Source organism: candidate division KSB1 bacterium (assembly GCA_034506335.1).
Taxonomy (GTDB): Bacteria; Zhuqueibacterota; Zhuqueibacteria; order JANLFK01; family Oleimicrobiaceae; genus Oleimicrobium.
Genome location: JAPDPR010000018.1, coordinates 24,360 through 46,444, shown reverse-complemented (window position 1 = coordinate 46,444; position 22,085 = coordinate 24,360). Strand labels below are relative to the sequence as shown.

At 58.9% G+C, this 22,085-nt stretch carries 21 protein-coding genes and 1 tRNA gene; all 22 read left to right on the top strand.

What is annotated here, in order from left to right; genetic code table 11:
* The first annotated feature begins 145 nt into the window (after positions 1-145).
* Entirely contained in the window at positions 146-1,561 is a 1,416-nt protein-coding gene (locus ONB25_07400) for a GH1 family beta-glucosidase (protein ID MDZ7392699.1), read from the top strand.
* A 485-nt stretch (positions 1,562-2,046) separates the two neighbouring features.
* Positions 2,047-2,367, top strand: a complete 321-nt coding sequence (gene trxA / locus ONB25_07395; GenBank protein ID MDZ7392698.1) for a thioredoxin — start codon at positions 2,047-2,049, stop codon at positions 2,365-2,367.
* 355 nt (positions 2,368-2,722) lie between these two features.
* Positions 2,723-3,820 carry a sugar kinase gene (locus ONB25_07390; protein MDZ7392697.1) on the top strand — a complete coding sequence of 366 codons (1,098 nt, stop codon included), beginning with the start codon at positions 2,723-2,725 and terminating at the stop codon, positions 3,818-3,820.
* Between the two features lie 132 nt (positions 3,821-3,952).
* A tRNA-Lys gene (locus ONB25_07385) sits at positions 3,953-4,028 on the top strand.
* Positions 4,029-4,390: 362 nt separating this feature from the next.
* Positions 4,391-5,218, top strand: a complete 828-nt coding sequence (locus ONB25_07380) for a creatininase family protein (GenBank protein ID MDZ7392696.1) — start codon at positions 4,391-4,393, stop codon at positions 5,216-5,218.
* A gap of 659 nt (positions 5,219-5,877) precedes the next feature.
* On the top strand, positions 5,878-6,261 hold the full coding sequence (locus tag ONB25_07375) for a hypothetical protein (GenBank protein MDZ7392695.1): 384 nt from the start codon (positions 5,878-5,880) through the stop codon (positions 6,259-6,261).
* Between the two features lie 412 nt (positions 6,262-6,673).
* Positions 6,674-7,882, top strand: coding sequence for an L-rhamnose isomerase (gene rhaI / locus ONB25_07370; protein ID MDZ7392694.1), 1,209 nt, complete (start codon positions 6,674-6,676; stop codon positions 7,880-7,882).
* On the top strand, positions 7,879-9,174 hold the full coding sequence (gene larA, locus ONB25_07365) for a nickel-dependent lactate racemase (GenBank protein MDZ7392693.1): 1,296 nt from the start codon (positions 7,879-7,881) through the stop codon (positions 9,172-9,174). Before rhaI ends, larA begins: the two co-directional genes overlap by 4 nt.
* 203 nt (positions 9,175-9,377) lie before the next feature.
* Positions 9,378-9,875: a hypothetical protein gene (locus ONB25_07360; protein ID MDZ7392692.1), complete on the top strand. Its 498-nt coding sequence runs from the start codon at positions 9,378-9,380 to the stop codon at positions 9,873-9,875.
* A gap of 66 nt (positions 9,876-9,941) precedes the next feature.
* Entirely contained in the window at positions 9,942-10,796 is an 855-nt protein-coding gene (locus tag ONB25_07355; protein ID MDZ7392691.1) for an RNA polymerase sigma factor RpoD/SigA, read from the top strand.
* Between the two features lie 51 nt (positions 10,797-10,847).
* Positions 10,848-12,176, top strand: a complete 1,329-nt coding sequence (locus tag ONB25_07350; protein MDZ7392690.1) for an SLBB domain-containing protein — start codon at positions 10,848-10,850, stop codon at positions 12,174-12,176.
* A 12-nt stretch (positions 12,177-12,188) separates the two neighbouring features.
* Positions 12,189-13,049 carry a deoxyribonuclease IV gene (locus tag ONB25_07345; GenBank protein MDZ7392689.1) on the top strand — a complete coding sequence of 287 codons (861 nt, stop codon included), beginning with the start codon at positions 12,189-12,191 and terminating at the stop codon, positions 13,047-13,049.
* Positions 13,050-13,116: 67 nt separating this feature from the next.
* Positions 13,117-14,328, top strand: a complete 1,212-nt coding sequence (locus ONB25_07340; GenBank protein MDZ7392688.1) for an IscS subfamily cysteine desulfurase — start codon at positions 13,117-13,119, stop codon at positions 14,326-14,328.
* A 24-nt stretch (positions 14,329-14,352) separates the two neighbouring features.
* Entirely contained in the window at positions 14,353-14,754 is a 402-nt protein-coding gene (gene nifU / locus ONB25_07335) for a Fe-S cluster assembly scaffold protein NifU (GenBank protein ID MDZ7392687.1), read from the top strand.
* A gap of 13 nt (positions 14,755-14,767) precedes the next feature.
* On the top strand, positions 14,768-14,971 hold the full coding sequence (locus ONB25_07330) for a hypothetical protein (GenBank protein MDZ7392686.1): 204 nt from the start codon (positions 14,768-14,770) through the stop codon (positions 14,969-14,971).
* A gap of 163 nt (positions 14,972-15,134) precedes the next feature.
* Positions 15,135-15,605, top strand: coding sequence for a phosphate-starvation-inducible PsiE family protein (locus tag ONB25_07325; GenBank protein MDZ7392685.1), 471 nt, complete (start codon positions 15,135-15,137; stop codon positions 15,603-15,605).
* 22 nt (positions 15,606-15,627) lie between these two features.
* On the top strand, positions 15,628-16,578 hold the full coding sequence (locus ONB25_07320; GenBank protein MDZ7392684.1) for a YitT family protein: 951 nt from the start codon (positions 15,628-15,630) through the stop codon (positions 16,576-16,578).
* Between the two features lie 32 nt (positions 16,579-16,610).
* Positions 16,611-17,216: a class I SAM-dependent methyltransferase gene (locus ONB25_07315; GenBank protein ID MDZ7392683.1), complete on the top strand. Its 606-nt coding sequence runs from the start codon at positions 16,611-16,613 to the stop codon at positions 17,214-17,216.
* A 303-nt stretch (positions 17,217-17,519) separates the two neighbouring features.
* Entirely contained in the window at positions 17,520-18,293 is a 774-nt protein-coding gene (locus tag ONB25_07310) for an ATP-binding cassette domain-containing protein (protein ID MDZ7392682.1), read from the top strand.
* Positions 18,290-19,486, top strand: coding sequence for an ABC transporter permease (locus ONB25_07305; GenBank protein MDZ7392681.1), 1,197 nt, complete (start codon positions 18,290-18,292; stop codon positions 19,484-19,486). Before ONB25_07310 ends, ONB25_07305 begins: the two co-directional genes overlap by 4 nt.
* A 33-nt stretch (positions 19,487-19,519) precedes the next feature.
* Entirely contained in the window at positions 19,520-21,049 is a 1,530-nt protein-coding gene (locus ONB25_07300) for a peptidase S10 (protein MDZ7392680.1), read from the top strand.
* Positions 21,050-21,389: 340 nt separating this feature from the next.
* A partial coding sequence (locus tag ONB25_07295) for an amidohydrolase (protein ID MDZ7392679.1) occupies positions 21,390-22,085 on the top strand: 696 nt, incomplete at its 3' end.

Below are 22,085 nucleotides of genomic sequence, written 5' to 3'. Positions count from 1 at the left end.
GCGTTCGTGCGAAGAGCTCCACTATGTCTGGTGAGTCGCCCTGGGCCTGTCTGCAGGTGCTTTGTGCCGGCACCTCTGGGCAGAGTCGCCTCGTTGCACACCACAATGAGGGGGAGATGTGAAACGGTCTGACGGCTCCGCAACCATGACACCGTTCCCGACATCGTTTGTGTGGGGAGCGGCGGCAGCAAGCTACCAGATCGAAGGCGCGGCTTTTGCGGAAGGAAAGGGCCTTTCGGTGTGGGATGTGTTCTGCCGCCAACCGGGCAATATCTGGCAGGGCGATACTGGCGAGGTCGCTTGTGACCATTACCACCGGTACCAGGAAGACGTTGACCTGATGAAGGAGCTGGGCCTGCGGGCTTACCGTTTCTCAATCTCCTGGCCCCGAGTACTGCCCGAGGGGGTGGGCGCGGTTAACGAGCGAGGTCTGGATTTCTATGACCGCCTGGTCGACGCGTTGCTTGCCGCTGGTATCGAGCCGTGGGTAACGCTGTTCCACTGGGACTACCCTCACGCCGTGTTTCGGCGCGGAGGGTGGTTGCATCCGGACAGCAGCGAGTGGTTTGCTGCCTACGTGCAGGTGGTGGTAGACCGCCTTTCCGACCGTGTTCGGTGGTGGATGCCGCAGAACGAGCCGCAGTGCTTCATCGGCCTGGGGCATCTGACTGGTGAGCATGCCCCAGGCCTTCGTCTGCCTCTTGCCGACGTGTTGCAGGCGGCGCACCACTCGCTTTTGGGGCATGGCAAGGCCGTACAGGTCATCCGCAGCCGAGCCAAACTCAACCCCTCAATCGGGACTGCATTAGTGGGCGTGGTCAAGGTACCGGCCACTGACCGCCCGGAAGACATTGCTGCCGCCAGAGAGGCCACATTCGCCATCACCGAAAGAAACTGCATGAACAATACCTGGTTTGCCGACCCGCTCCTGCGCGGTGCCTATCCGGACGATGGGTTGCGGCTCTTTGTCGATGCCCTTCCCCAAGTCAGGGCTGCAGACCTGGAGACCATGTGCCAAAAGCTGGATTTCTACGGGGTGAACATCTATTTCGGTGAAGTGGTACGGGCGGGCGACGATGGTTCTTGGGAGCTCGAGCCACCACCTACAGGCCAGCCTCTGACAACCATGGGCTGGCCGGTCACCCCAGCGGCGTTGTACTGGGGGCCAAAGTTTTTCAATGAACGGTACGGCCTTCCCATTGCGGTCACGGAAAACGGCATGGCGAATTGCGATTGGGTCGCCCTCGATGGCAGAGTTCATGACCCGCAGCGCATCGACTTTCTCACGCGGTACTTGCGAGCCTACGGTCGGGCCATCGGCGAAGGCGTTCCGGGGATTGCCTACTTTGTGTGGTCTATTATGGATAACTTCGAATGGGCGCACGGCTACAAACAACGCTTCGGGTTGGTGTACGTGGACTACGGTACCCAGCGGCGCGTCATCAAGGATTCCGGGTACTGGTATCGGGATGTGATTCGCTCCGGCGGTCGATGCCTTTATGCGACTGGGGGCAATTCGTTCGGGGGTTCGGCCGACTGGTCGCCTCAGCTCCGAGGTTGAGTCTCCTTGGAGCGGTGGGGCTGATGCCAAATACCCAATTGGGGGGTCAAAATGGCAGCCACAAAATAGCCTGTTAATGCCTCCTCTGGCCTCGGAGGGAGGCTTTTTCGAAGGCCAGCGAGCGGGCTGAGGGAAGAGATCAGCGTGCGTCATAGGGTGGGTGGCCTGTAGGCACGTGGTTCGTCCCAGTGCGAGTCGCGCGCGTTGCTTGTTTTTTGACGCACCTCCTCTCTGCTCTACGGGTAGGGGCCGCGGGCAGCGCGGACTGTGGGGAGAACGGCAATCCCAACGGCCTGAATCTCAACATCTGCGCGGTATGGAGAAGGCGATTCCTGGCTCCCGGGAGGCGATTGCCTCGGCCGTTTGGGGGACACGCATGACAGGCCAAAAGCGATCGCTACCAAGGCTTTGTGCTTTGTTTCTTTCCGGCGGAGGCCGTGGACCACTTCCGCCAGTGGGCGCAGTTAAAGTGGAGAGTGTAGATCATGGCTGATGCGGCGCGTCCCATGTCTTTGCAGGCACTCTTGCACACCTCAGAGTTGCCGGTGCTCGTCGACTTCTATGCAGAATGGTGTGGCCCTTGCCGCATGATGGGCCCGGTGGTGGAGCGTATCGCGGCCGAGTTCAAAGGGAGGCTGCTCACCGTGAAGGTGAACGTGGACAGAAAACCACAGGTGGCGGCCGACTACCAGGTGACCAGCGTTCCCACACTCATGCTCGTTCGTAAGGGGGACGTCCTTATGCGGCACTCCGGGGCACTGCCATACGAGGTCCTGAAGAGCGAAATTGAGCGGCATATTGCCTGACACCGCCGGCCAGACTCGTGAATCAACCCGAATCGTCCGTCGGCGCAGCTTCGCGGGCGCGGCATAAGCGGGACACAGGATGTTGCTCCCATGTCTTTTCGCGGACCGCACCATGGTTGATGGAGGTATGGGGCCGTCGAAAGGTGCAAGTTGTTGTGGTGGGCCGGGAACAATTTCCGCCCCGGCGCGTTGGGAGTTTGAAAATGCTGTGGGCTTTGCGGCTTGGCGGTGACCTGTGTCGACTTTTGCGGATTTGTCGGCGCGCAGGAATCCCAGCAATCGGGTGACAAACTGGGCCGACACACCGGCGGAGTAGAGGTGGATGGAAAGGTAGTAGTCGTGGAGGTAACAGGCGATGGACTTGAAGCTTCGACCTCGGGAAGAGTGTGAGTTTGACTTGTTGGCACTGGGTGAAGTGATGCTGCGCCTTGACCCAGGAGAGGGGCGTATTCACACGACGCGATGGTTCCGGGTGTGGGAGGGCGGCGGTGAATACAACGTGGCTCGCGGACTGCGTCGGTGTTTTGGGATGCGTACCGCTGTGGCCACCGCCTTTGCCGATAACGGGGTGGGAAGACTCATCGAGGACCTGATTTTGCAGGGTGGTGTGGACACGTCGCTCATCAAATGGGTGCCATATGATGGCATCGGCCGGACAGTGCGCAACGGGCTCAATTTCACCGAACGCGGTTTTGGGGTACGTGGCGCGGTGGGGGTCTCCGACCGGGGCAATACAGCCGCTTCCCAATTGAAGAAAGGCGACTTTGACTGGGATGAGATCTTTGGCAAGCGAGGGGTGCGCTGGTTTCATACGGGAGGCATTTTTGCCGCCCTCTCCGAGACCACACCCGAGGTGATCATGGAAGCCATGAACGCCGCCCGCCACTATGGGACGGTGATTTCCTATGACCTGAACTACCGTCCCTCCCTGTGGAAAGCTATCGGCGGCCAAGAGCGGGCCCGGCAGGTGAACCGAAGCCTAGCGCCACTGGTGGATGTGATGATTGGCAACGAAGAGGACTTTACCGCGGCATTGGGTTTTGAAGTGGAGGGCGTCGACCAAACATACTCCGCCCTCGATGTGAAGAATTTCAAGCGCATGATTGAGAGGGTGGTCAAGGAGTACCCGAATTTTAGGGTGGTAGCCACCACCCTGCGCGCAGTGAAGACGGCCACGATCAATGACTGGGGCGCAGTGTGTTGGGCTGAGGGTGCATTCTATGAAGCAACCCCACGTCCGAACCTGGAAATCCTGGACAGAGTGGGTGGGGGCGATAGCTTTGCATCCGGACTGATCTATGGGCTGATGACTACCGGTGACCCCCAGAAGGCAGTGGAGTACGGTGCCGCCCATGGTGCGTTGGCAATGACCACGCCCGGTGACACCTCTATGGCCACTCTCAAGGAGGTGGAAAAGCTGATGGCTGGGGGCGGCGCGCGCGTGGAGCGCTAGTTCTCCCCTCCTCCAGGACAGACCCTTCGCGTCTGGAGGTGTGCCTCGGGCATAAAACAACTTGACAGAGACAAGCGAAGTTCGTATATTTGCAGCCGTCAGTTTGGCCCGGCCTACAGTCGGGCCCATACCGCGCCCATAGCTCAACTGGCAGAGCAACTGACTCTTAATCAGTAGGTTCAAGGTTCGATTCCTTGTGGGCGCACCAACGGGGAAAAGTCGCTCACCCCTGGGTGGACAGCTTCAGGGTACTGACCCAAACGGACGCATAGGGCCGAGCGTCAGGTGCTCGGTCCGTTAGTTCATGTGTTGTTGTAGCGAAGAGAGGCTCACAGTTGTGGTGGGCCTTTCGTGTTCTCAGGGAGCGGTGCAGAAGAACAGGCCTGAAAAAGTGCGCCCCGTAACCCGGGAGACAGGCACAAGACGATCAGTTCGAGCCGGAGATGGGCTTCCGTGTGAGTTCGGATGGCCACCGATGAAGCAGCTCCCAGATACGCACCGAGAATAATTCCTTCCGTCAGCCTTCGGAGAGGGCGCGCATGAGATGCAGAAGGGAACCAGGAGGTAGAAGTGCTCAGACCACTGTTAACGCAGCTTGAGGAGTTGACCGCGAGAGATTTGGCGCAGGCGCTTGAACAATCGCGTCGCACCTGTGTGGTGGCTTGCGGCGTCTTGGAGAAACATGGTCCCCATCTCCCCCTTGGCACAGACCTGCTCAACGCACGGGAGATCGCCTTACGCGCGGCGCAGCAGGAGTACGTGGTCGTCTTTCCGCCTTTCTATTTCGGGCAGATCTTTGAGGCCAAACACCAGCCAGGGACTATCGCCTATAGCGCCCGGCTGATTTGGGAAGCACTCCAGGAAACTTGTGATGAGCTGGCGCGCAATGGCTTCCGAAAAATTGTTCTTCTCAACGGACACGGCGGCAATAATGCCTTCCTGAAGTTTTTTTGCCAGGCCCAACTGGCCCAGGAACATGACTATGTGGTCTACCTGTTCCTCCCCTCAGACCCTCCTGAACGGGGCAAGGCGATGAGCGCCAAGCGCCGGACCGAGTTCGATTTCCACGCCGGCGAACTTGAGACCTCTCTGCTCATGGCCCATCGTCCGGAACTGGTGCGCCATGAGTGCGCTGAGTTGGAATCTGGCAAGGACCTTCGGCGCTTAGAGCATCTCAGCGACACGTTCACCGGGATCTGGTGGTACGCCCGATTCCCACATCACTACGCCGGTGATGCCCGGCCAGCAAGTGGCTCTCTTGGCGAAGCACTCCTGCAAGAATACGTCCTGCAGTTCGTCCGCATGCTGCGGGCCGTAAAGCAGGACCAGACCGCACCCAGATTGCAGAGAGAGTTCTACAGGAGAGTCAACAGGGGGTTCGGCAAGCCCCGCAAATAGGCGTGATTCTGCAGGATGCGAGGAAAAGCCGGGCGTCATTGTCTTTGCAGCTCCTGGGGAGAGGTAGGGCGCGGTCCTAATCGACGTGCGCGGAAGGAAGTGGGAACTGATTGTCTATGCCCCCTCTGCCGTAAAGCCTGGACGGGCACTATTGGGTTAGCTCTATCGTCAGCGGCAGTGAGGACACCCTCAGGTGGCGGTGACGCCCAGTCTCACCTTAACTACTGGGGAAGAGCTACCTCGCATCTTTTGGCGTATTGAATATCGGGGGTCTCGACAATGCTATGCCATGGCCGGCGGGGGAGACATCTGAGATTGAGCAAGTCTCTATGTTCGGCTCCACCGTGGGCAAGACGAGCCTAGTTGATGGGCCATGTTGCCTTGTCATCACAGGGGCAGGAAAGCAAAATCTGGGCGTCATGGTCGCCGGCGGCAGGCAAGGCAGAGGGATTCAACGCGCGACCCCTTCCGCCATAAAAGAGGCGCCCCCGTGGCGGCTCGCTTTCCTATCACCGATCATGCAGGTGGAAGCGACTACTGTCTGTTGGTGTCGGGTGGCACGTGCAGCAGGTAGGTGGCTTTCAGGCAGAAGTGCGCAGAGCCGGCGGCGCCTTCTGACCGAACTGGCCGAGCCGGCGAAACAGATCAGCGGGTCAACGATGAGAAGCTGGTTCTCGCCGGTATCCGGCGGCACCCGGAGAAGTGGGAGCGGGTTTTCAAAGCGAGGGGTGGTGGGGGTACCGAGTCAGGCGAACCTGGCGTTCCCCAACTCGGGTGTTGGTGCCGAGCCCTTGACCACCGTTTTGCGCAAGCGCAGATCGTTGGAAGCCTACGGAGGCCTGTCGCCAATCGGGCTCAGGGAGGAGCACAAGTCGGGCACCAGCGGCCTTTTGTCTGGGGCCAGCATCCTGGAGATCCCCCACCACCGGGGGGCGCAGGCCGTCATCACGGGCGGTCTAAGCGAGTTCGGGGAGACCTTTTCGGTCACTGCACGAGTGCTTGACATGGCTCCTCCAGGGACAGGTTGCTCGTGTTACATGTGAAAGATGCGAATGCTATATGTGGCGAGGCTGACAGGCCACCCTAGGAGATGGCTAAGTGAGCTGCGACGGCCACCCAGGGAGATTTTCTGGGGGGCCCGATGTCACCGCGCTTCCCAAGGGACTACCGGCACTGAGCGTGAAAAAAACACGATTTTTCTCTTGCTATTTGAAAAAAAATGTCGTATAATTACGCCAAACCGAAGTCCATGACAAGTCGTCCCACTCTCTGCCATAGTCTGGGCATTACTCTGCAGGCCATCGCTTGATGGCCTGTAGAGTAATGGGAGTTCCCCTGAGACCATTAGGTGCTGGAGCCGAGGGGAGGCACCGAGCCGCGACGGACTGTAGAATTGTCGCGGCTTTTTCCTGCCTTCGGATATCACCTCCGCAACTTAGGCGCTTGGAGGTAAATATGCACGCTGGCTTTGACGAGCGCAGTTATCGTTGTGTAACGGAGCGCCTCCGCGACCGCGGCGTCGACGTGGAGAGCGTAGAAGCTAAGGCCATGGCTCTCTGTGTGGAGACACCTTCCTGGGGCTATGCGGACAGTGGTACGCGTTTTAAGGTCTTTCGCCAGCCTGGTGTGCCACGCACCATTTACGAGAAGCTCCAGGACGCCGCCGAGGTGCATCGCCTCACCGGCATCGCGCCGCGCGTCGCCATCCATATCCCCTGGGACCAGGTGGACGATTTCGCTGCACTTGCAGCGCATGCTCGCTCTTTGGGAATCGCAATTGGGGCTGTGAACCCGAATCTCTTTGAGGACGATGAGTACAAGTTCGGCAGCGTGACCAACGTCTCGCCTGCGGTGCGACGGAAGGCCGTAGCCCACATGAAGGAGTGCATCAAGATCGCGCAGGAAGTTGGCTCCACCTTGTTCACGCCCTGGTTTGCCGACGGCACCAATTACCCTGGCCAGGGAGATTTTCGCCAGCGCAAGCGCTGGTTGGAAGAGTGTCTGCGCGAAGTGTATGACGCCATGCCTGACACCATGACCATGGCCATCGAGTACAAGTTTTTCGAGCCGGCCTTTTATCACACGGACGTAGCTGATTGGGGCGCCGCTTACATATTGGCCACCAAGCTGGGACCGCGCGCCAAAGTGCTGGTTGACCTTGGTCATCATCCGTTAGGTACCAACATCGAGTACATCGTGGCGATGTTGCTGGAAGAGGGGCGGCTCGGGGGCTTTCATTTCAACAGCAAGAAGTACGCGGATGATGACATGACAGTCGGCTCTCATTCCCCTTACGAACTATTCTTGATCTTCAATGAACTGGTCAAAGAAGAAGTGAAAAAGGGGGGGACCCAGGCGGTGGCTTACATGATCGATCAAAGTCATGCGATCAAGCCGAAAATTGAGGCGATGATCCAGTCGCTGATGCAAGTGCAAGCCACGTACTGCAAGGCGTTGTTGGTGGACCGCCAGGCGTTGGTCGAGGCGCAACTCAAGTCTGACGTGGTTGCTGCCGAAATGATACTTAGAGAGGCCTTTGAGACCGACGTCAGGCCATTGCTGGCACATGCAAGGATCGAACGTGGCCTGCCGGCTGATCCGCTGCAGGCCTATCGTGAGAGCGGCTATTTCGAACGCATCGTCCGCGAGCGGAGCGTTCATTGAAGGGCACTGAGGAGATCAGACTGCATTACGGCAGGGAAGGACTGCTGGCACGCGTTCCGGCCTCCAACCTCATCAAAGTGGCCCGTACAAAGCCGGTGCCTCCACTTGCGGACCCAATTACGGTGCTCAAGGAGGGGCTTGCCAATCCGATATCGGCCGGCTCATTATCGGAACTGAGCAAGGGGAAGAAATCCGCCTGCGTAGTCATTTGTGACGTCACCCGCCCGGTGCCCAACAAGCTCCTTCTGCCGCCCATATTGCAGGCCATCGAAGAGGCCGGGGTGCCGCGGGAAAAGATCACCGTGCTCATCGCCACGGGGACGCACCGTCCGGTAACCGGCGCGGAGCTGAAAGAGCTGGTAGGCGATGCAGTGGCTTGCTCCTATCGGGTGGTAAATCACAATTCGAGCGCAGAGGAGGAGCACGAGTACCTTGGAAGGACAGTTGGGGGGACGGAAATCTGGGTTGACGCCCGTTATGTGCGCAGTGATCTGAAAGTGATCGTCGGCTTTGTGGAACCGCACCTCATGGCGGGGTTCTCCGGAGGGCGAAAACTGATAGTGCCGGGTATAGCTGGCGATCGAACCATGCGGGTGGTCCACGGCGCACGAATGATGGCCCATCCCTTGTGCCGCGAGGGGGTAATCGATGGCAATCCCTTTCACCAGGAGGCGTTGGAGATAGCTCAGAGAGTCGGGGTTGACTTTTCGGTGAATGTGGCGCTGGACGAGGCGAGGCGGCTGACTGGTATCTTCTGCGGAGGCTTGGTGGAAGCCCATGCTGAAGCGGTGGAGTTTGTGAGGGAGGTTGTCACTGATGACGTACCAGCTCCCGCGGACGTCGTAGTGACGACCTCCGGTGGCGCGCCGCTGGACGCGACCTTTTACCAAGCAGTGAAAGGAGTCACCGCCGCGAGCCCAGTGGTAAAGCGTGGAGGGACGATTATTCTTGCGGCGGAGTGTCGCGAAGGCCTCGGAAGCCCTCATTTCGCCGCCCTGTGCAAGCAGACTGACGATGGGGAGGCGTTCCTCCGGCGGATTCTGGAGACCGACTACTTTGTTCCAGATCAGTGGCAGCTGCAGAAATTCGCTCAGGCTATGCGGAATGCGGAGGTGTTGGTAGTGTCGCCTACCCTTACTGCGCCCGACAACCGCTGTCCCCTGATCAAAGCTTTTGGCACCGTAGAGGAGGCCCTCGAGGCGGCGCTTCGTCGCCATGGGAGCCAGGCGCAGATAGCCGTGATCCCGGAAGGTCCCTATGTTCTGCCGCGCCTGCGTAGTGCCGCGCAATGAGCCGGGTGAAAGTTCCTGGTGTTCGCCGCAAAATGTAGCGCGCAGGGGAACCAATCGCACGACATGTTGTTCAATGAACAGACTGAACGCCCCGGCGGTTGGAACTCGAACAGGCTTAGGTGCGTTGAAAGTGCTGGCTTGGTGAATCTTATGGGCGAGCGATGAGTCTAATAGATGGATTCTAGGCGTTGGAGGTGAATGAAATGAAGTTGGGTCCAATCGGAGTGTTGGATTCGTTGAAACTGGCAATTCAGGCCGAGACGGACATGGCGCAGTTTTTCTCCGACTCTGCGAGAGCAGCTACTGATGAGACCATGCGAGATGTCTTTCGGCGCTTCGGCGCTGAGGCGCGGGCGACAGTACGCGACTTGTTGGAAAAGTATAGGCAGATATCCGGCAAGAGGCTCCTTTACCTTAACTTGAACAAGAAGAGAAAGTTGGAAGTGGTTGTCACTGCTCCTCGTGAGCGCCAGCAAGCGCTCCAGACTGCACTGAGCAACCTGAATCTCTGTGTCGATTTCTACAACGATGTCATACTGCGTCTGCTGGAGCCCGATTTCAAGGGCATCTTTCGGGCGTTGGCTGAGGCCAAAGAACGCCAGCTGGGCCTGCTGAATGCCACGTTCCCGGCCCAGCAGGAACTGGAGCCAGGTGCCAGGACCGCAGAAAAGTCGCGTTCAGCGGTCATCGAAGCAGCGTAGTACGGCGGAACGAAGATTGACTTTACGAGCGAATAGTAGAGCATGTGAAGCGAGGAGGGGGTTGTTGTGGGAAGGATAAGCCAACTCCAAAAAGAAGATCCCCAGCTTCGGGCGTACCTTGCTGAAATTAGCAAAATACCGCTACTGTCGGTAGAAGAAGAGGTTGAGCTTTCAGAGAGGGCCAAGCGCGGCGACGATCGTGCCCTGCAGCGCTTGGTGGAGGCAAACCTCCGTTTCGTGGTCATGGTGGCCAAGGAGTACCAGGACCAAGGGTTGCCCATCACCGATCTTATCAATGAGGGTAACCTTGGCCTCATGGAGGCAGCGCGGCGTTTTGACTCCACCCGCGGGATCAAGTTCATCTCCTATGCCGTCTGGTGGATCAGGCAGTCCATTTTGCAGGCCATTGCCAATTACGGCCGCCTGGTACGGCTACCCATCAACCAGGTGTGGACGAGGAACAAAGTTTTGAAAGCCTCAACTGCTCTGGAGCAAGACCTGGGTCGGGACCCCAGCATCGAGGAGATTGCCTCGGAGCTCAAGACCGATTCTTCCACCTTGTTGAGGAACATGCGGTTGTGGGGACGTGACGTGTCCCTGGAGGACAGCGTCAGTTGGGGTGATGACGACATCAGGGTTGTGGACCGATTGCCAGACAAGGACTTGCCGGAGCCGGACTCGCCACTCGTGAACGAGTCGCTGCGGGAAGAGATTGAAAACGCCCTCAACTCGTTGGACAAGAGGGAGGCCGAGGTGTTACGGCTGTTCTTCGGTATCGGTCAGTACCGCCCGCTCACGTTGGGTGAGATTGGCGAGGTTATGAACCTCAGCCGGGAGCGGATTAGGCAGATCAAGGACCGGGCGCTGCGTCGCTTGCGCCATATTTCGCGCAGCGAAAAGCTCCGCCCGTATTTGGGATAATCGGGCGTGCCCTGGCTCGCACATGCTCTGGGCCAGGGCGGCGCTGTCACAATGAGCCAGTCGCTGGTCGAACAGGTGCGTATGGCGGGCGTGGTGGGGGCCGGAGGTGCTGGCTTCCCCACGCACGTCAAGTTGGGCGCCCAATGCGAGGTAGTCATCGCAAATGGCGCCGAGTGCGAACCTCTGTTGCAGTGCGACCAGCAACTCATGGCTGAATTGGCCGACCGCGTCATAGCCGGCTTGGCGCTGGCTATGACCGCCACCGGGGCAAAACAAGGGATTGTGGCGGTCAAGGCAAAGTACGCGAAGGCCATCGCCGCGCTGGAACACGCTCTTTCGCGTGCAGCAAAATCTATCCGCATCCACACCCTCCAGGACCACTACCCCGCCGGTGACGAACATGTGCTTGTCTATGAGGTACTGGGCCGAGTGGTACCGCCCGGCGGGCTCCCCATTCAGGTGGGCGCAGTGGTGCAGAATGTGCACACGCTTGTGCACGTGGCGGATGCGGCCCAAGGCCAACCCGTAGTGGACCGTTTTGTCACGGTGGTGGGCGAGGTCCGGCGTCCGCAGACGCTGCGGTTGCCCATTGGCACGCCCGTGGCGACCGCAGTGGAACTTTGTGGGGGACCGACCTGCCAGAACTATGCGGTGATCGCCGGCGGCCCCATGATGGGGCGTCTTATCCAACCAGATGAGGGCATCGCCAAGACCACCACGGGCCTCTATGTGCTGCCCACCGACCACCCTGTCGTCCTCAGCAAGAAGACCCCACTCGCCGATTCCCTCGCACGCGCCAAATCGGTCTGCGAACAATGTTCGTTCTGCACCCAGTACTGCCCCCGCTACCTTCTCGGCCACGATCTTTTCCCGCACCGCATCATGCAAGGTGTAGGTTATGCCTCCACGGTCCCTGCGGAAGCAACAGCTGGTGCATTCTTCTGCTGTGAGTGTGGGCTCTGTAGTGGGCTCTTTGCGTGCCCCATGGGGCTTTCGCCGGACCGATACAACGCCGAGCTGAAAAAGCAGCTGCGGGCGAGAGGCCTGAAGCCCCCGCATTCCAGGTCTGCGCTCGCACCGCGGAGCAGTCGGGAGACTAGGCGTGTGCCGGTAGATACATTGATTCGCCGGTTAGCTCTGGAGCGCTACCGCCGACCGGCACCGATGCGCCATGAGCGCGTCTCTGTGCCGAAAGTGGTCATCCCCCTCTCGCAGGGGGCTGGGGCCCTGGCTCAGCCGGTGGTCAAGGTGGGACAGAAGGTGAACACTGGGGAGCTGATAGCGGATGCGCTGCCGGGCTCTGTTTCCGCGCGGGTTCACGCCAGTATTGCAGGGACGGTCACCGCCATCCGTGCCGCCGCTATCACGATCGAGGCGTAGGGGAATGCGGGAATGAGAACGGACAGAAAGGGACCTCTGCTGGGGGCGCATGTGTCTATCGCCGGGGGGCTCCACAAGGCCCCCGCGCGAGGCGTGGCAATCGGTTGCGACGCTATTCAGATTTTTACTAAGAACCAGGTGCAGTGGAAGGCCCCACCGCTCAGCGAGGAGGAAATAGCGGCCTTCAAAGAAGAGTTTGCGCGTTCGGGATTGGCGTGCGTGGTTGTTCACGACTCATATCTGATCAATCTGGCCAGCCCGGATGAGGCCACGCGGAGGCGTTCGTTGGAAGGTTTGGTCAGTGAACTGATACGGGCCGAGCAGATAGGGGCGCCCTACTTGGTCATGCACCCTGGCGCGCACATGGGAGAGGGCGAAGAAAAAGGCTTACGCCGCATCGCCCAGGGGGTGAGCGAGGCGCTGGGCGCCAGTGGTACGCAGCGCGTAGTGGTGCTGTACGAAACCACGGCGGGGCAAGGCTCTGTATTGGGCTATACATTTGAGCAACTCGCCTCCCTGATGGAGATGACCAGTCCCCGTTCGCGCGTGGGCGTGTGCCTGGACACGTGTCATGCGTTCGCCGCAGGCTATGAACTTCGCTCCGCCGAGGGACTAGACAAGACTTTGGAGACATTTCACCGGATCATAGGCCTGGAGCACCTTCGCGTGATGCATTTGAACGATTCGCGGAAAGGTCTGGGGACTCGCATCGACCGCCACGAGCACATCGGCAAGGGAGAAATCGGGCTTGAAGGATTCCGGATTCTACTTCGGGAGAAGCGTCTACAGCATCTACCCATGCTGTTAGAGACGCCGGGAGGGGAGAAGGATTTTGCCGAGAATCTGAAGACCCTGCGGGAGCTCCTGAATTGATGGCTGCAGGGCTCTTTGCAGTCTCATTAGCTTCGCATAGATTACAACTGTCACGAGGTGAAAGGTTATGAAACCGATCTACATGGACCATCATGCGACCACGCCGCTGTTGCCCGAGGTGTTGGACGCGATGATGCCATATCTGACTGAGGAGTTTGGGAACCCATCGAGTACGACCCACGTGTATGGCACGGCTGCGCGGAGGGCAGTGGAGAGGGCGCGCGAGCAGGTGGCGGCGCTCGTGGGCGCCGCTTCGCCTGAAGAGATAATCTTCACCAGCGGCGCCACGGAGTCAGATAACTTGGCGCTCAAAGGGGTAGCCCACCAGCTCAAGGGTAAGGGCACGCGCATTATCACCATCGCCACAGAGCACAAGGCCGTGTTGGACACGGCCAAGAAGCTGCAGAAGGAGGGGTTTGAGGTTGTTTTCGCACCGATTGACGAGCACGGTGTAGTGGTGCTTGATGCACTCCGTGACCTCCTGGACGAATCGACGATCCTGGTCAGCATTCAGTACGCCAACAGCGAGATCGGTACGGTGCAACCCATTGCCGCCATTGGTGAGATGACAAAAGAGCGCGGCATCCTTTTCCATTCAGATGCGGTCCAAGCGCTGGCGCGCGTCCCGGTCGATGTGCAGAGGGAACACATCGACTTGCTCTCCATCTCCGGGCACAAAATCTACGGGCCCAAGGGAGTGGGTGCTCTCTACGTGCGCAAGGGAGTAAAACTGGTGGCGCAAATGGACGGAGGTGGGCATGAGCGGGGTTACCGCTCTGGCACTTTGAACGTGCCTGGCATCGTGGGTCTGGGCAAAGCTGCAGAGATTGGCAAGCGCGATTTGGAGGCGGAGGCAGCCCGTCTTCTCCAGTTGCGCGAGCGCCTGCGCAAAGGGATCGAGTCCTCTGTGGAGCACGTGAAGCTGAATGGTCACCCGACGCAGCGCCTGCCAAACAACCTCAACTACAGTTTTGCCTTCGTGGAGGGGGAATCGCTTATCCTGGCCCTCAAGGAGTTTGCGCTATCGACGGGGTCGGCGTGCACCTCCGCCTCCTTGCAGTCCTCGTATGTGCTGCGAGCCATCGGGGTGCCGGAGTCATTGGCCCATTGTTCGCTGCGCTTCGGACTGGGCAGGAGCAACACCCCCGAACATGTGGACCTTTTGGTGGAGCGGCTCAAGACCAGCGTTGCCAAGCTTAGAGAGATGAGCCCGCTGTACGAAATGGCCAAAGAGGGGGTGGACATAGAATCCCTCAGCTGGGGCAAGCATCGGCACTGAACCTGAAGGAAGGAGAGGGGCCCCATGAGTGACATAACCAGTGAGTACTCAGAAAAGGTGATGGACCACTACGAGCACCCTCGCAACGTGGGGGTGGTGGAAAATGCCAACGGCGTCGGTGTGGTGGGAAATCCCGCCTGTGGCGATGTGATGAAGCTTACCATCCGCGTGGAAGACAACCGCATCGTAGATGCCAAGTTCAAGACATTTGGCTGCGGCGCCGCCATAGCGACCAGCTCCATGGTTACCGAAATGGTCAAGGGGAAAACCATCGAGGAGGCATTAGCCATTACGAACAAGACCGTAGCCGAGGCATTGGGTGGGCTGCCGAAAGTGAAGATGCACTGTTCGGTGCTCGCCGAAGACGCACTCAAGGCCGCAATTGACGACTATCGCAAGCGAGTGGCAGCAGGCGAGAAGGTGTGACCAGGAGGGTTGAATGGACGAGCTCAAACTGTACATGGTCTACTATTTGGGCGATTCCCCATGCTGGAATCTGCGCGTGGCGCGCAGTGAGGAGGAGGCTATTATGCAATGTTTCAATACCTCCAAGAAACCCAAACCTCCTGGGGCCGCCGAGTGCAGCTGCCGCGCCGAAGAGGTGAGAATCGCCGGATACAAGATTCGCGTCGAAAAAGCGTGAGTTCTTGGACCAAGGACTCCTTGTTTCTTGGGGAAAACACCAGGGGCCGCACGGGTCAAGTGCGGCCCTTTTTGCACAAAAAGCATTTGCGTTTTGCTGCCGTCTTTGGTATTTTCACCAGCAAGCTAAAATGGGGCAGCGCAAATTGAGTGAGGTGCTACTAATGACCAAATTCCTCAATCTTTACGAGCGGTGGGTAACCTTGGCCGTGGTCGTAATGATGACGGTGGCCATTGCGGCCGCCACCGTGGAGCTGGCTGTGGTCTTGGTTAAGGAGTTGCTCCGCCCGCCAGTGCTCTTGCTGGACATTACCGAAATGCTGGAAGTGTTCGGGTTCTTCCTGATGATTCTCATCGGCCTTGAGCTGTTGGCCACGGTGCGCGCCTATTTGCGGCACGCGCGGCTATGTGTGGAGGTAGTTTTCTTGGTGGCCATGATTGCTTTAGCGCGGAAAGTGATCGTCATCGACTACAAGGAAACGCCGCCGTTGGTGCTGGTAGGGATTGCGGCTCTCATCCTTTCCTTTGCGGTGGGGTACGTCCTCCTACGCAGGGTGCACCGCAGCGCCCGCGCAGAGGAACCTGGCGCAGCGCCGGAGGAACCGGCACAGGAAGCAAGAGAATCCTGTGTGTAGAAGGCCAAGGGTGGACCGGAACATGAACACGACACTTCGCAGAGGCACGTGGCTGCGCCTTCGGGCATTGCGCGATTATCTCTGGATCACTGTGGGGTCATTTATCATGGCTTTGGGCATCGGCGTTTTTCTTGTCGATGCCCACGTGGTTCCGGGGGGAGTAAGCGGCCTATCGATGACCATCCACTACCTTTCCGGCGGGGCAATCCCCGTGGGTGCGCTGATGTGGGTGCTGAATGTGCCCCTCTATATCTGGGGCGTACGACAGCTTGGGCCACAATTTGGCGCCAGAACCTTTTACGGCTTTACCACCAACTCGCTGTTCATCGACTTTGTTCGAGGTGCAATTCCTGGTCTTGGGGGGCTCCGCCTGCAGCAATCCGCTGCGATTCGCTCTCTTCAGGAACACGACTTTCTGTTTTTGGTCCTGTGTGGTGGGGTGCTGTTAGGCATCGGCTTGGGGATCATTTTCAAGTTTAAAGGGAGTACTGCCGGCTCAGACATCGTAGCCGCCGTTCTCCAAAAAAACCATGGAGTGAAGCCAGGACAGGCGATCATGCTTATCGACTTCGCGGTGATTAGCTTGGCCGGAGCTGTCATCCATTGGCGCGGTCTTGCGGTAACCAAGCCTGTCCTGGTGCTCACGCTCTATGCCTTTTTCTTGCTGTTCGTATCCAGTCGGCTGATCGACGTCATCCTCGATGGCATGGACTATGCGCGATCGGCTCTGATCGTGTCCAACAAGAGCGACCAGGTGGCAGAGGCGATCATGAATGACCTCAGCCGTGGTGCCACTGCCCTCAAGGGGCGTGGGCTTTACACTGGTCAGGACAGAGAGATCCTTTACACCGTCGTCAGCCGGAAGGAAATAAATCAGCTCATAGAGTTGGTGAAAGCTATCGATCCGCATTGCTTCATGATCATCAACAACGTGCACGAAGTGCTTGGCGAGGGGTTCAAGCGGCGGGTATAGAGCGCCTTCGTTGCGAGTGATAGGAGGAGCCGGTGGACATTTTCTCGTTACTCGCCCCGGTCTACGACCGGCTGATCCCGGTGGCGGACCTGGAAACACTCCGTGGGCTCCTAGGCTTGCCTTGCCGGGGCGCCCTCCTCGATCTCGGCGGTGGTACAGGGCGGATTTCGCGCCACTTCTGCAAGGAAGCCGAGAAGATCGTGGTCGTCGACCTCTCACTTGCCATGCTGAGGAAGGGGAAACTGGTCCCCAAGGTCTACCGTGTGGCAGCGGATGCGGCTCATCTTCCGTTTCGACCTGCGTCATTTGCCTGTGCGTTGGTAGTGGATGCCCTTCACCACTTTCCCCGCCAGGAGGAGACTATCGCAGAGTTGGTCACAGTGTTAGCTTCAGGTGGCCGTGTCGTAGTGGAAGAACCGGACATAGCAAGGTCGGTTGTCAAAGTGCTAGTGTGGGTAGAGAGGCTGATGAGGATGCGCAGTCGTTTTCTGCCGGCCACGAGCATCGCCGACAACCTGGCCGCACGCGGTCTCGATGTCCACATTCGGCGAGGGTCCTCGTTTGCGGTATGGGTTACAGGGCGCAAGGATAACGCCGCTCTGGGCAGAAGACCTCTGGCTGGGACGAAGCCCGAATGAGATTCGATGATTTCTGGCGGTACACGTCGCTGTCTCAAGCTGTGATGGAATCCGGCCTTAAAGGTAGGGGCAGGCAGTGACTCGAGGTTTTGGGGGTGCCAAGACCCGCATAGCGCACGGTGTTCATGAGGAGAAGGGAGGCAGTAGGTGGGAGGTGCCGGGCGCCCAACGGCAGGTGGGGTATGGGTGCTCTTTCTTGGGAAGGAGTTGCAAAGTGTGGTTCCCTAGGTGCGTGCACAACTGTGAGGGACCCGACGAGAGCAGTGCGTGGTTCGGTGACCAAATCAGGAGGGGCCTGCTGCGGTGATTGAGTTCAAAGATGTGTGGAAGACGTTTCCCCTTTCCGCCCGCCAGCGGAGCGAACTGGGGCTTGAGGCGGAGGAGCGCGTGTTGCATGCGGTCGCTGGGGTCAGCTTCACGTGCAGGCCCGGCCGCGTGTTCACTTTGCTGGGACCGAATGGGGCCGGCAAGACGACCGCACTGCGCATGGTGGCGACACTCATGCGCCCAACCGCAGGCCAAATCTCCGTCTTGGGTATGGACGTGACCGAGCGGCCGCAGGAAGTGCGCCGACGGATCGGCTTTCTGACCGGCACCACCCGCCCATACGAGCGTCTAACCCCCAATGAGCTGATGCGTTACTATGCCGACCTCTACGGCATGGACGAAGAATTGTTCAAAAGGCGCCGGAACGAGCTCTTTGAGCTCCTGGGCATCAGTGAGTTTGCCAACCGCCGCATCGGCAAGTTGTCAAGTGGCATGCGCCAGAGAGTTTCGATTGCTCGCACCATCATCCACGACCCGGAGGTGGTGGTGTTCGATGAGCCCACGCAGGGGCTGGATGTCATTGCCGCCCGCCACATCATCCAGTTGATTCGCGACTGCCGTCAGGCGGGCAAAACGGTGCTTTTCTCGACGCATATCATGGGCGAGGTGAGTTTGTTGGCGGACGATGTCGCTATTCTGCACCGGGGCAGGATCTGTTTTCTGGGCACCTACCAGGACCTCGTGACGAACATGCGTGCCAAGACCCTCGAGGATGAGTTTGTTCGAATAGTGCAGGAGGCGGGCGCATGAGCACGGCGCTGATTGTCTTCAAGAAGGAACTGATAGAGACACTTCGGGACCGGCGGACACTCGTCACGATGGTGGCGATCCCGCTCTTGGTTTTCCCGCTGCTGGTAGGCGGCATGGCAAGGTTCACGGTGACGCGAATACGCACCGCGCAGGAGCGCACGCTTCGCGTGGCGGTCATGCCACAGGGAGGCGCCGACGATTTTGCCAAATGGCTGGCGCAGCGTGCGGATGTGACCCCTTGTGCTGTCGGGGACTTTGATGACGGAATGCAGCGCATAGAGAGGGGCGAACTCGACGCCCTTGTCGTGATCGCCAACGACTTTGAGGAGCGTATACGCACGCTCTCTGCTGGTCAAGTGGACCTGTACTATCGTGCAACCGAGCGCCGCGCCGCAGAGGTGACCAGGATGCTTGCGATACTCGACGAGTACGGCGACACGCTCAGGGCAGCGCGTTTCGCGAGGTTGGGTTTGGGGCCCACCGTGCACCAGACAATTGTGGTCCAGGAGCACAATATTGCTACGCCGAGGGCAAAAATCGCAGAGACTATCGGTGGCTTTCTGCCCTATCTATTCATCATATTCTGTTTCACTGGCTGCATGTACCCGGCCATTGACCTTGCGGCGGGGGAAAAGGAGCGAGGCACCTTGGAGACCCTGCTCACTACGCCGGCCGGACGTTTTGAGATTCTCCTCGGCAAGTTTTTGGTGGTGGTGATGGTGGGACTTGTTGCAGCAGGACTTTCAATGGTGGGACTCTATATCGGTCTGCAGCAATTTCGAGGTCTACCTCCTGAGTTCATGAGAGCCTTGTTAGTCATCGTGGAACCTCACGCGATTCTCATAGTCCTGTCGCTGCTCGTGCCGTTGGCAGTTTTCTTCGCCGGGTTGTTGCTCTCCGTCTCCATTGTTGCTCGTTCGTACAAGGAGGCGCAAAGTTATGTTTCGCCCCTACTGATGGTCGTATTCCTGCCCGGGATAATCGGTACTCTGCCGGTCCTTCAGCTCAACCTGGTAACGGCCATGATACCGGTACTGAATGTTACCTTGGCCACAAAAGCCGTGCTGGCGGGGAGAGCCTCCCCTGTTCTACTCACCACAGTGTACGCGGTGATGGCTGCCATTGCGATGGGTAGCCTGTGGTTGTGTGCAAAGATCTTCGGGAAAGAGAGCTCCATTTTTCAGCGTGCCTAGTGCAGGTGGACCAAGACGAGGAGGGAAGCAGGAATGGCCGGGTGGTTAAGTATCCGGGCCGCTGTCCTGCTGGTTGCGGGCGCAATTAGTGCTTATGGCCAGCAGGGAGGAACTGTTGCAGATAGCGCGCGCGCCGAGCGGTCCTCCAAGGAGCCAAAGGAGGAGCTGAGGGTAACTACCCATCGGGTGCGGATTGCGGGGGAGGAAATCGTCTATCGCGCCACGGCGGGTACCCTGTTGCTCAAGGAGGAGGATGGCAAGCCAAAGGCATCGATCTTTTTCATCGCCTATGAGAAGCAGGGAGTGACTGACCCCAGGACGAGACCCCTCACGTTCTCATTCAATGGCGGCCCTGGTTCGTCCTCGGTGTGGCTCCACCTGGGGCTCTTGGGTCCGCGCCGCGTGCTCCTAGACGACGAGGGGAACCCACCGCCTCCCCCGTACCGCTTGGTGAACAACGAGTACTCCTTGCTGGATGTAACCGATTTGGTCTTCATAGACCCAGTGACTACGGGCTATAGCAGGGCTGTGCCTGGCGAGGACCCCCGTCAATTCCACGGCGTCGATGAAGATGTGGTCTGGGTTGGAGAGTTTATTCGACTCTACACCACCCGCTTCATGCGTTGGGCTTCGCCCAAATTCTTGATAGGCGAGAGCTACGGCACCACTCGCGCTGCGGCACTGGCCGGACATCTGCAAGAACGCCACGGCATGTACCTGAACGGCATAATGCTCATCTCGGCCATTCTTAATTTCCAGACAGCCAACTTTGCTGTGGGCAATGACTTGCCGTACATTCTTTTCTTGCCTTCTTACACTGCTACCGCCTGGTACCATCGACGCTTACCACCCGAGCTGCAAAGTGACCTGGTGGTGGCATTGCGACGGGCAGAAGGATTTGCCATGGGAACGTATGCTACGGCATTGATGAAGGGAGATGCGCTTACCGAAGCCGAAACAGGTGCTGTCGCTGACAGTGTGGCCATGCTCACCGGTCTGTCAGAGGTCTATGTTCGCCAGAGTAACCTGCGTATTGCGATGGCTCGTTTTGTCAAGGAACTCCTGCGCCTCGAGCGGCGCACCGTGGGCAGGCTGGACAGCCGCTTCAAGGGTATCGACCGCGATGCGGCTGGGGAGCGCTACGAGTTCGACCCCAGTTATGCGGCGATCCAGGGGCCGTTTACGGCCACGCTCAATGACTATGTGCGAAGAGAACTCAAGTTCGAAAGCGACTTGCCCTATGAGATTCTCACCGGACGGGTGAGCCCTTGGAACTATGCTCCCTACCAGAACCGCTACCTCAACGTAGCCGAGACCCTGCGCAAGGCCATGAGTATGAACCCGTATCTCCGGGTTTTTGTCGCATGCGGCCTCTATGACCTGGCTACTCCCTACTTTGCCGCCAAGTACACCGTCGAGCACATGGAGCTTGATCCGTCTCTGCGCGGCAACATCACCGTGCGCTGCTATGAAGCGGGCCACATGATGTACATTCACAAGCCGTCGCTGGTGGCGCTGAAAGAGGACTTGGCTTCGTTTGTGCGCAATGCGATTCAGCAGTAGCAAGGGAGCGGAGAGGGCCTTGGCACTGGTGAAGACGAATAGAGCACTTCACTGTCGTGCGGCTCCTGCGTTTATGGGGACGGGCGATAAAGGGGGCATGGAGCAAAGGATTGGCATAGCTCTTGGTCGAAGACAAGGCCTGCACTGGCTGAAGCCGGATGGACTGTGCAGCCGCTCAAAAGAGCAAAGGCGCAAGGTTCATGAGCTTTGTGAACGTGGAGCTCCTCCACCGGGTGCGAGGAGGTTGGGACGATTGCAGGACCTGGGTCTTTGGGAGGTCTCGTACCAGTGAGATAATCGGTATGGGGTTTGCTTGGAATGGCAAGGGAGGCGCGTGGTTATGGCTATTGCGTTGGGAAACCACTGTGTATTGGCCTTCATGGCCGTGGCGGTCTTGATTATGGCGTTCGCCGGGGGCGCAAACGGCAAGCAGTCAGGGCAAGGGGCGAGCCGACTGGCCCAGGAAATCGACCGACTTGCGCCCCAAGTGGAGACAAAGGTGGTGGCGTGGCGAAGAGATTTCCACCAAAACCCCGAGCTTTCAAATCGGGAGTTTCGCACTGCAGGCATCATCGCCGAGGAACTGCGGCGGATGGGCCTGGAGGTGCGCACCGGAGTGGCGCACACTGGTGTCATCGGCCTCCTACGTGGTGCCAAAGCTCAGCCGGTGGTAGCGCTGCGCGCCGACATGGATGCTCTCCCGGTTACCGAGGAGCTCGATTTGCCCTTCGCGTCGCGCGTGCGGACCACCTATCGGGGGCAAGAAGTCGGTGTCATGCACGCCTGCGGTCACGACGCGCACATGGCCATCCTTTTGGGTGTGGCGGAGGTGCTGACTCGCATGAAGGCCAAGCTCCCGGGCACAGTGAAGTTCATCTTTCAGCCTGCCGAGGAGGGTGCACCAGAGGGCGAACAGGGAGGTGCAGCGCTGATGATAGCTGAAGGGGCCCTGGAAAACCCGAGGCCATCGGCCATCTTTGGCTTGCATGTGTTCCCATTTCCTGCCGGGAGCATCGCCTACTGCCCTGGCCCGGCA

Excerpts from the sequence above, each read along its gene's own strand:
- nifU (MDZ7392687.1), top strand. The coding sequence starts at position 14,353 with ATGAGTGACATAACCAGTGAGTACTCAGAAAAGGTGATGGACCACTAC.
- ONB25_07300 (MDZ7392680.1), top strand. The coding sequence starts at position 19,520 with ATGGCCGGGTGGTTAAGTATCCGGGCCGCTGTCCTGCTGGTTGCGGGC.
- ONB25_07340 (MDZ7392688.1), top strand. The coding sequence starts at position 13,117 with ATGAAACCGATCTACATGGACCATCATGCGACCACGCCGCTGTTGCCC.
- trxA (MDZ7392698.1), top strand. The coding sequence starts at position 2,047 with ATGGCTGATGCGGCGCGTCCCATGTCTTTGCAGGCACTCTTGCACACC.
- ONB25_07305 (MDZ7392681.1), top strand. The coding sequence starts at position 18,290 with ATGAGCACGGCGCTGATTGTCTTCAAGAAGGAACTGATAGAGACACTT.
- rhaI (MDZ7392694.1), top strand. The coding sequence starts at position 6,674 with ATGCACGCTGGCTTTGACGAGCGCAGTTATCGTTGTGTAACGGAGCGC.
- ONB25_07330 (MDZ7392686.1), top strand. The coding sequence starts at position 14,768 with ATGGACGAGCTCAAACTGTACATGGTCTACTATTTGGGCGATTCCCCA.
- ONB25_07390 (MDZ7392697.1), top strand. The coding sequence starts at position 2,723 with ATGGACTTGAAGCTTCGACCTCGGGAAGAGTGTGAGTTTGACTTGTTG.
- ONB25_07350 (MDZ7392690.1), top strand. The coding sequence starts at position 10,848 with ATGAGCCAGTCGCTGGTCGAACAGGTGCGTATGGCGGGCGTGGTGGGG.
- ONB25_07345 (MDZ7392689.1), top strand. The coding sequence starts at position 12,189 with ATGAGAACGGACAGAAAGGGACCTCTGCTGGGGGCGCATGTGTCTATC.
- ONB25_07375 (MDZ7392695.1), top strand. The coding sequence starts at position 5,878 with ATGAGAAGCTGGTTCTCGCCGGTATCCGGCGGCACCCGGAGAAGTGGG.
- ONB25_07360 (MDZ7392692.1), top strand. The coding sequence starts at position 9,378 with ATGAAGTTGGGTCCAATCGGAGTGTTGGATTCGTTGAAACTGGCAATT.
- ONB25_07325 (MDZ7392685.1), top strand. The coding sequence starts at position 15,135 with ATGACCAAATTCCTCAATCTTTACGAGCGGTGGGTAACCTTGGCCGTG.
- ONB25_07400 (MDZ7392699.1), top strand. The coding sequence starts at position 146 with ATGACACCGTTCCCGACATCGTTTGTGTGGGGAGCGGCGGCAGCAAGC.
- ONB25_07320 (MDZ7392684.1), top strand. The coding sequence starts at position 15,628 with ATGAACACGACACTTCGCAGAGGCACGTGGCTGCGCCTTCGGGCATTG.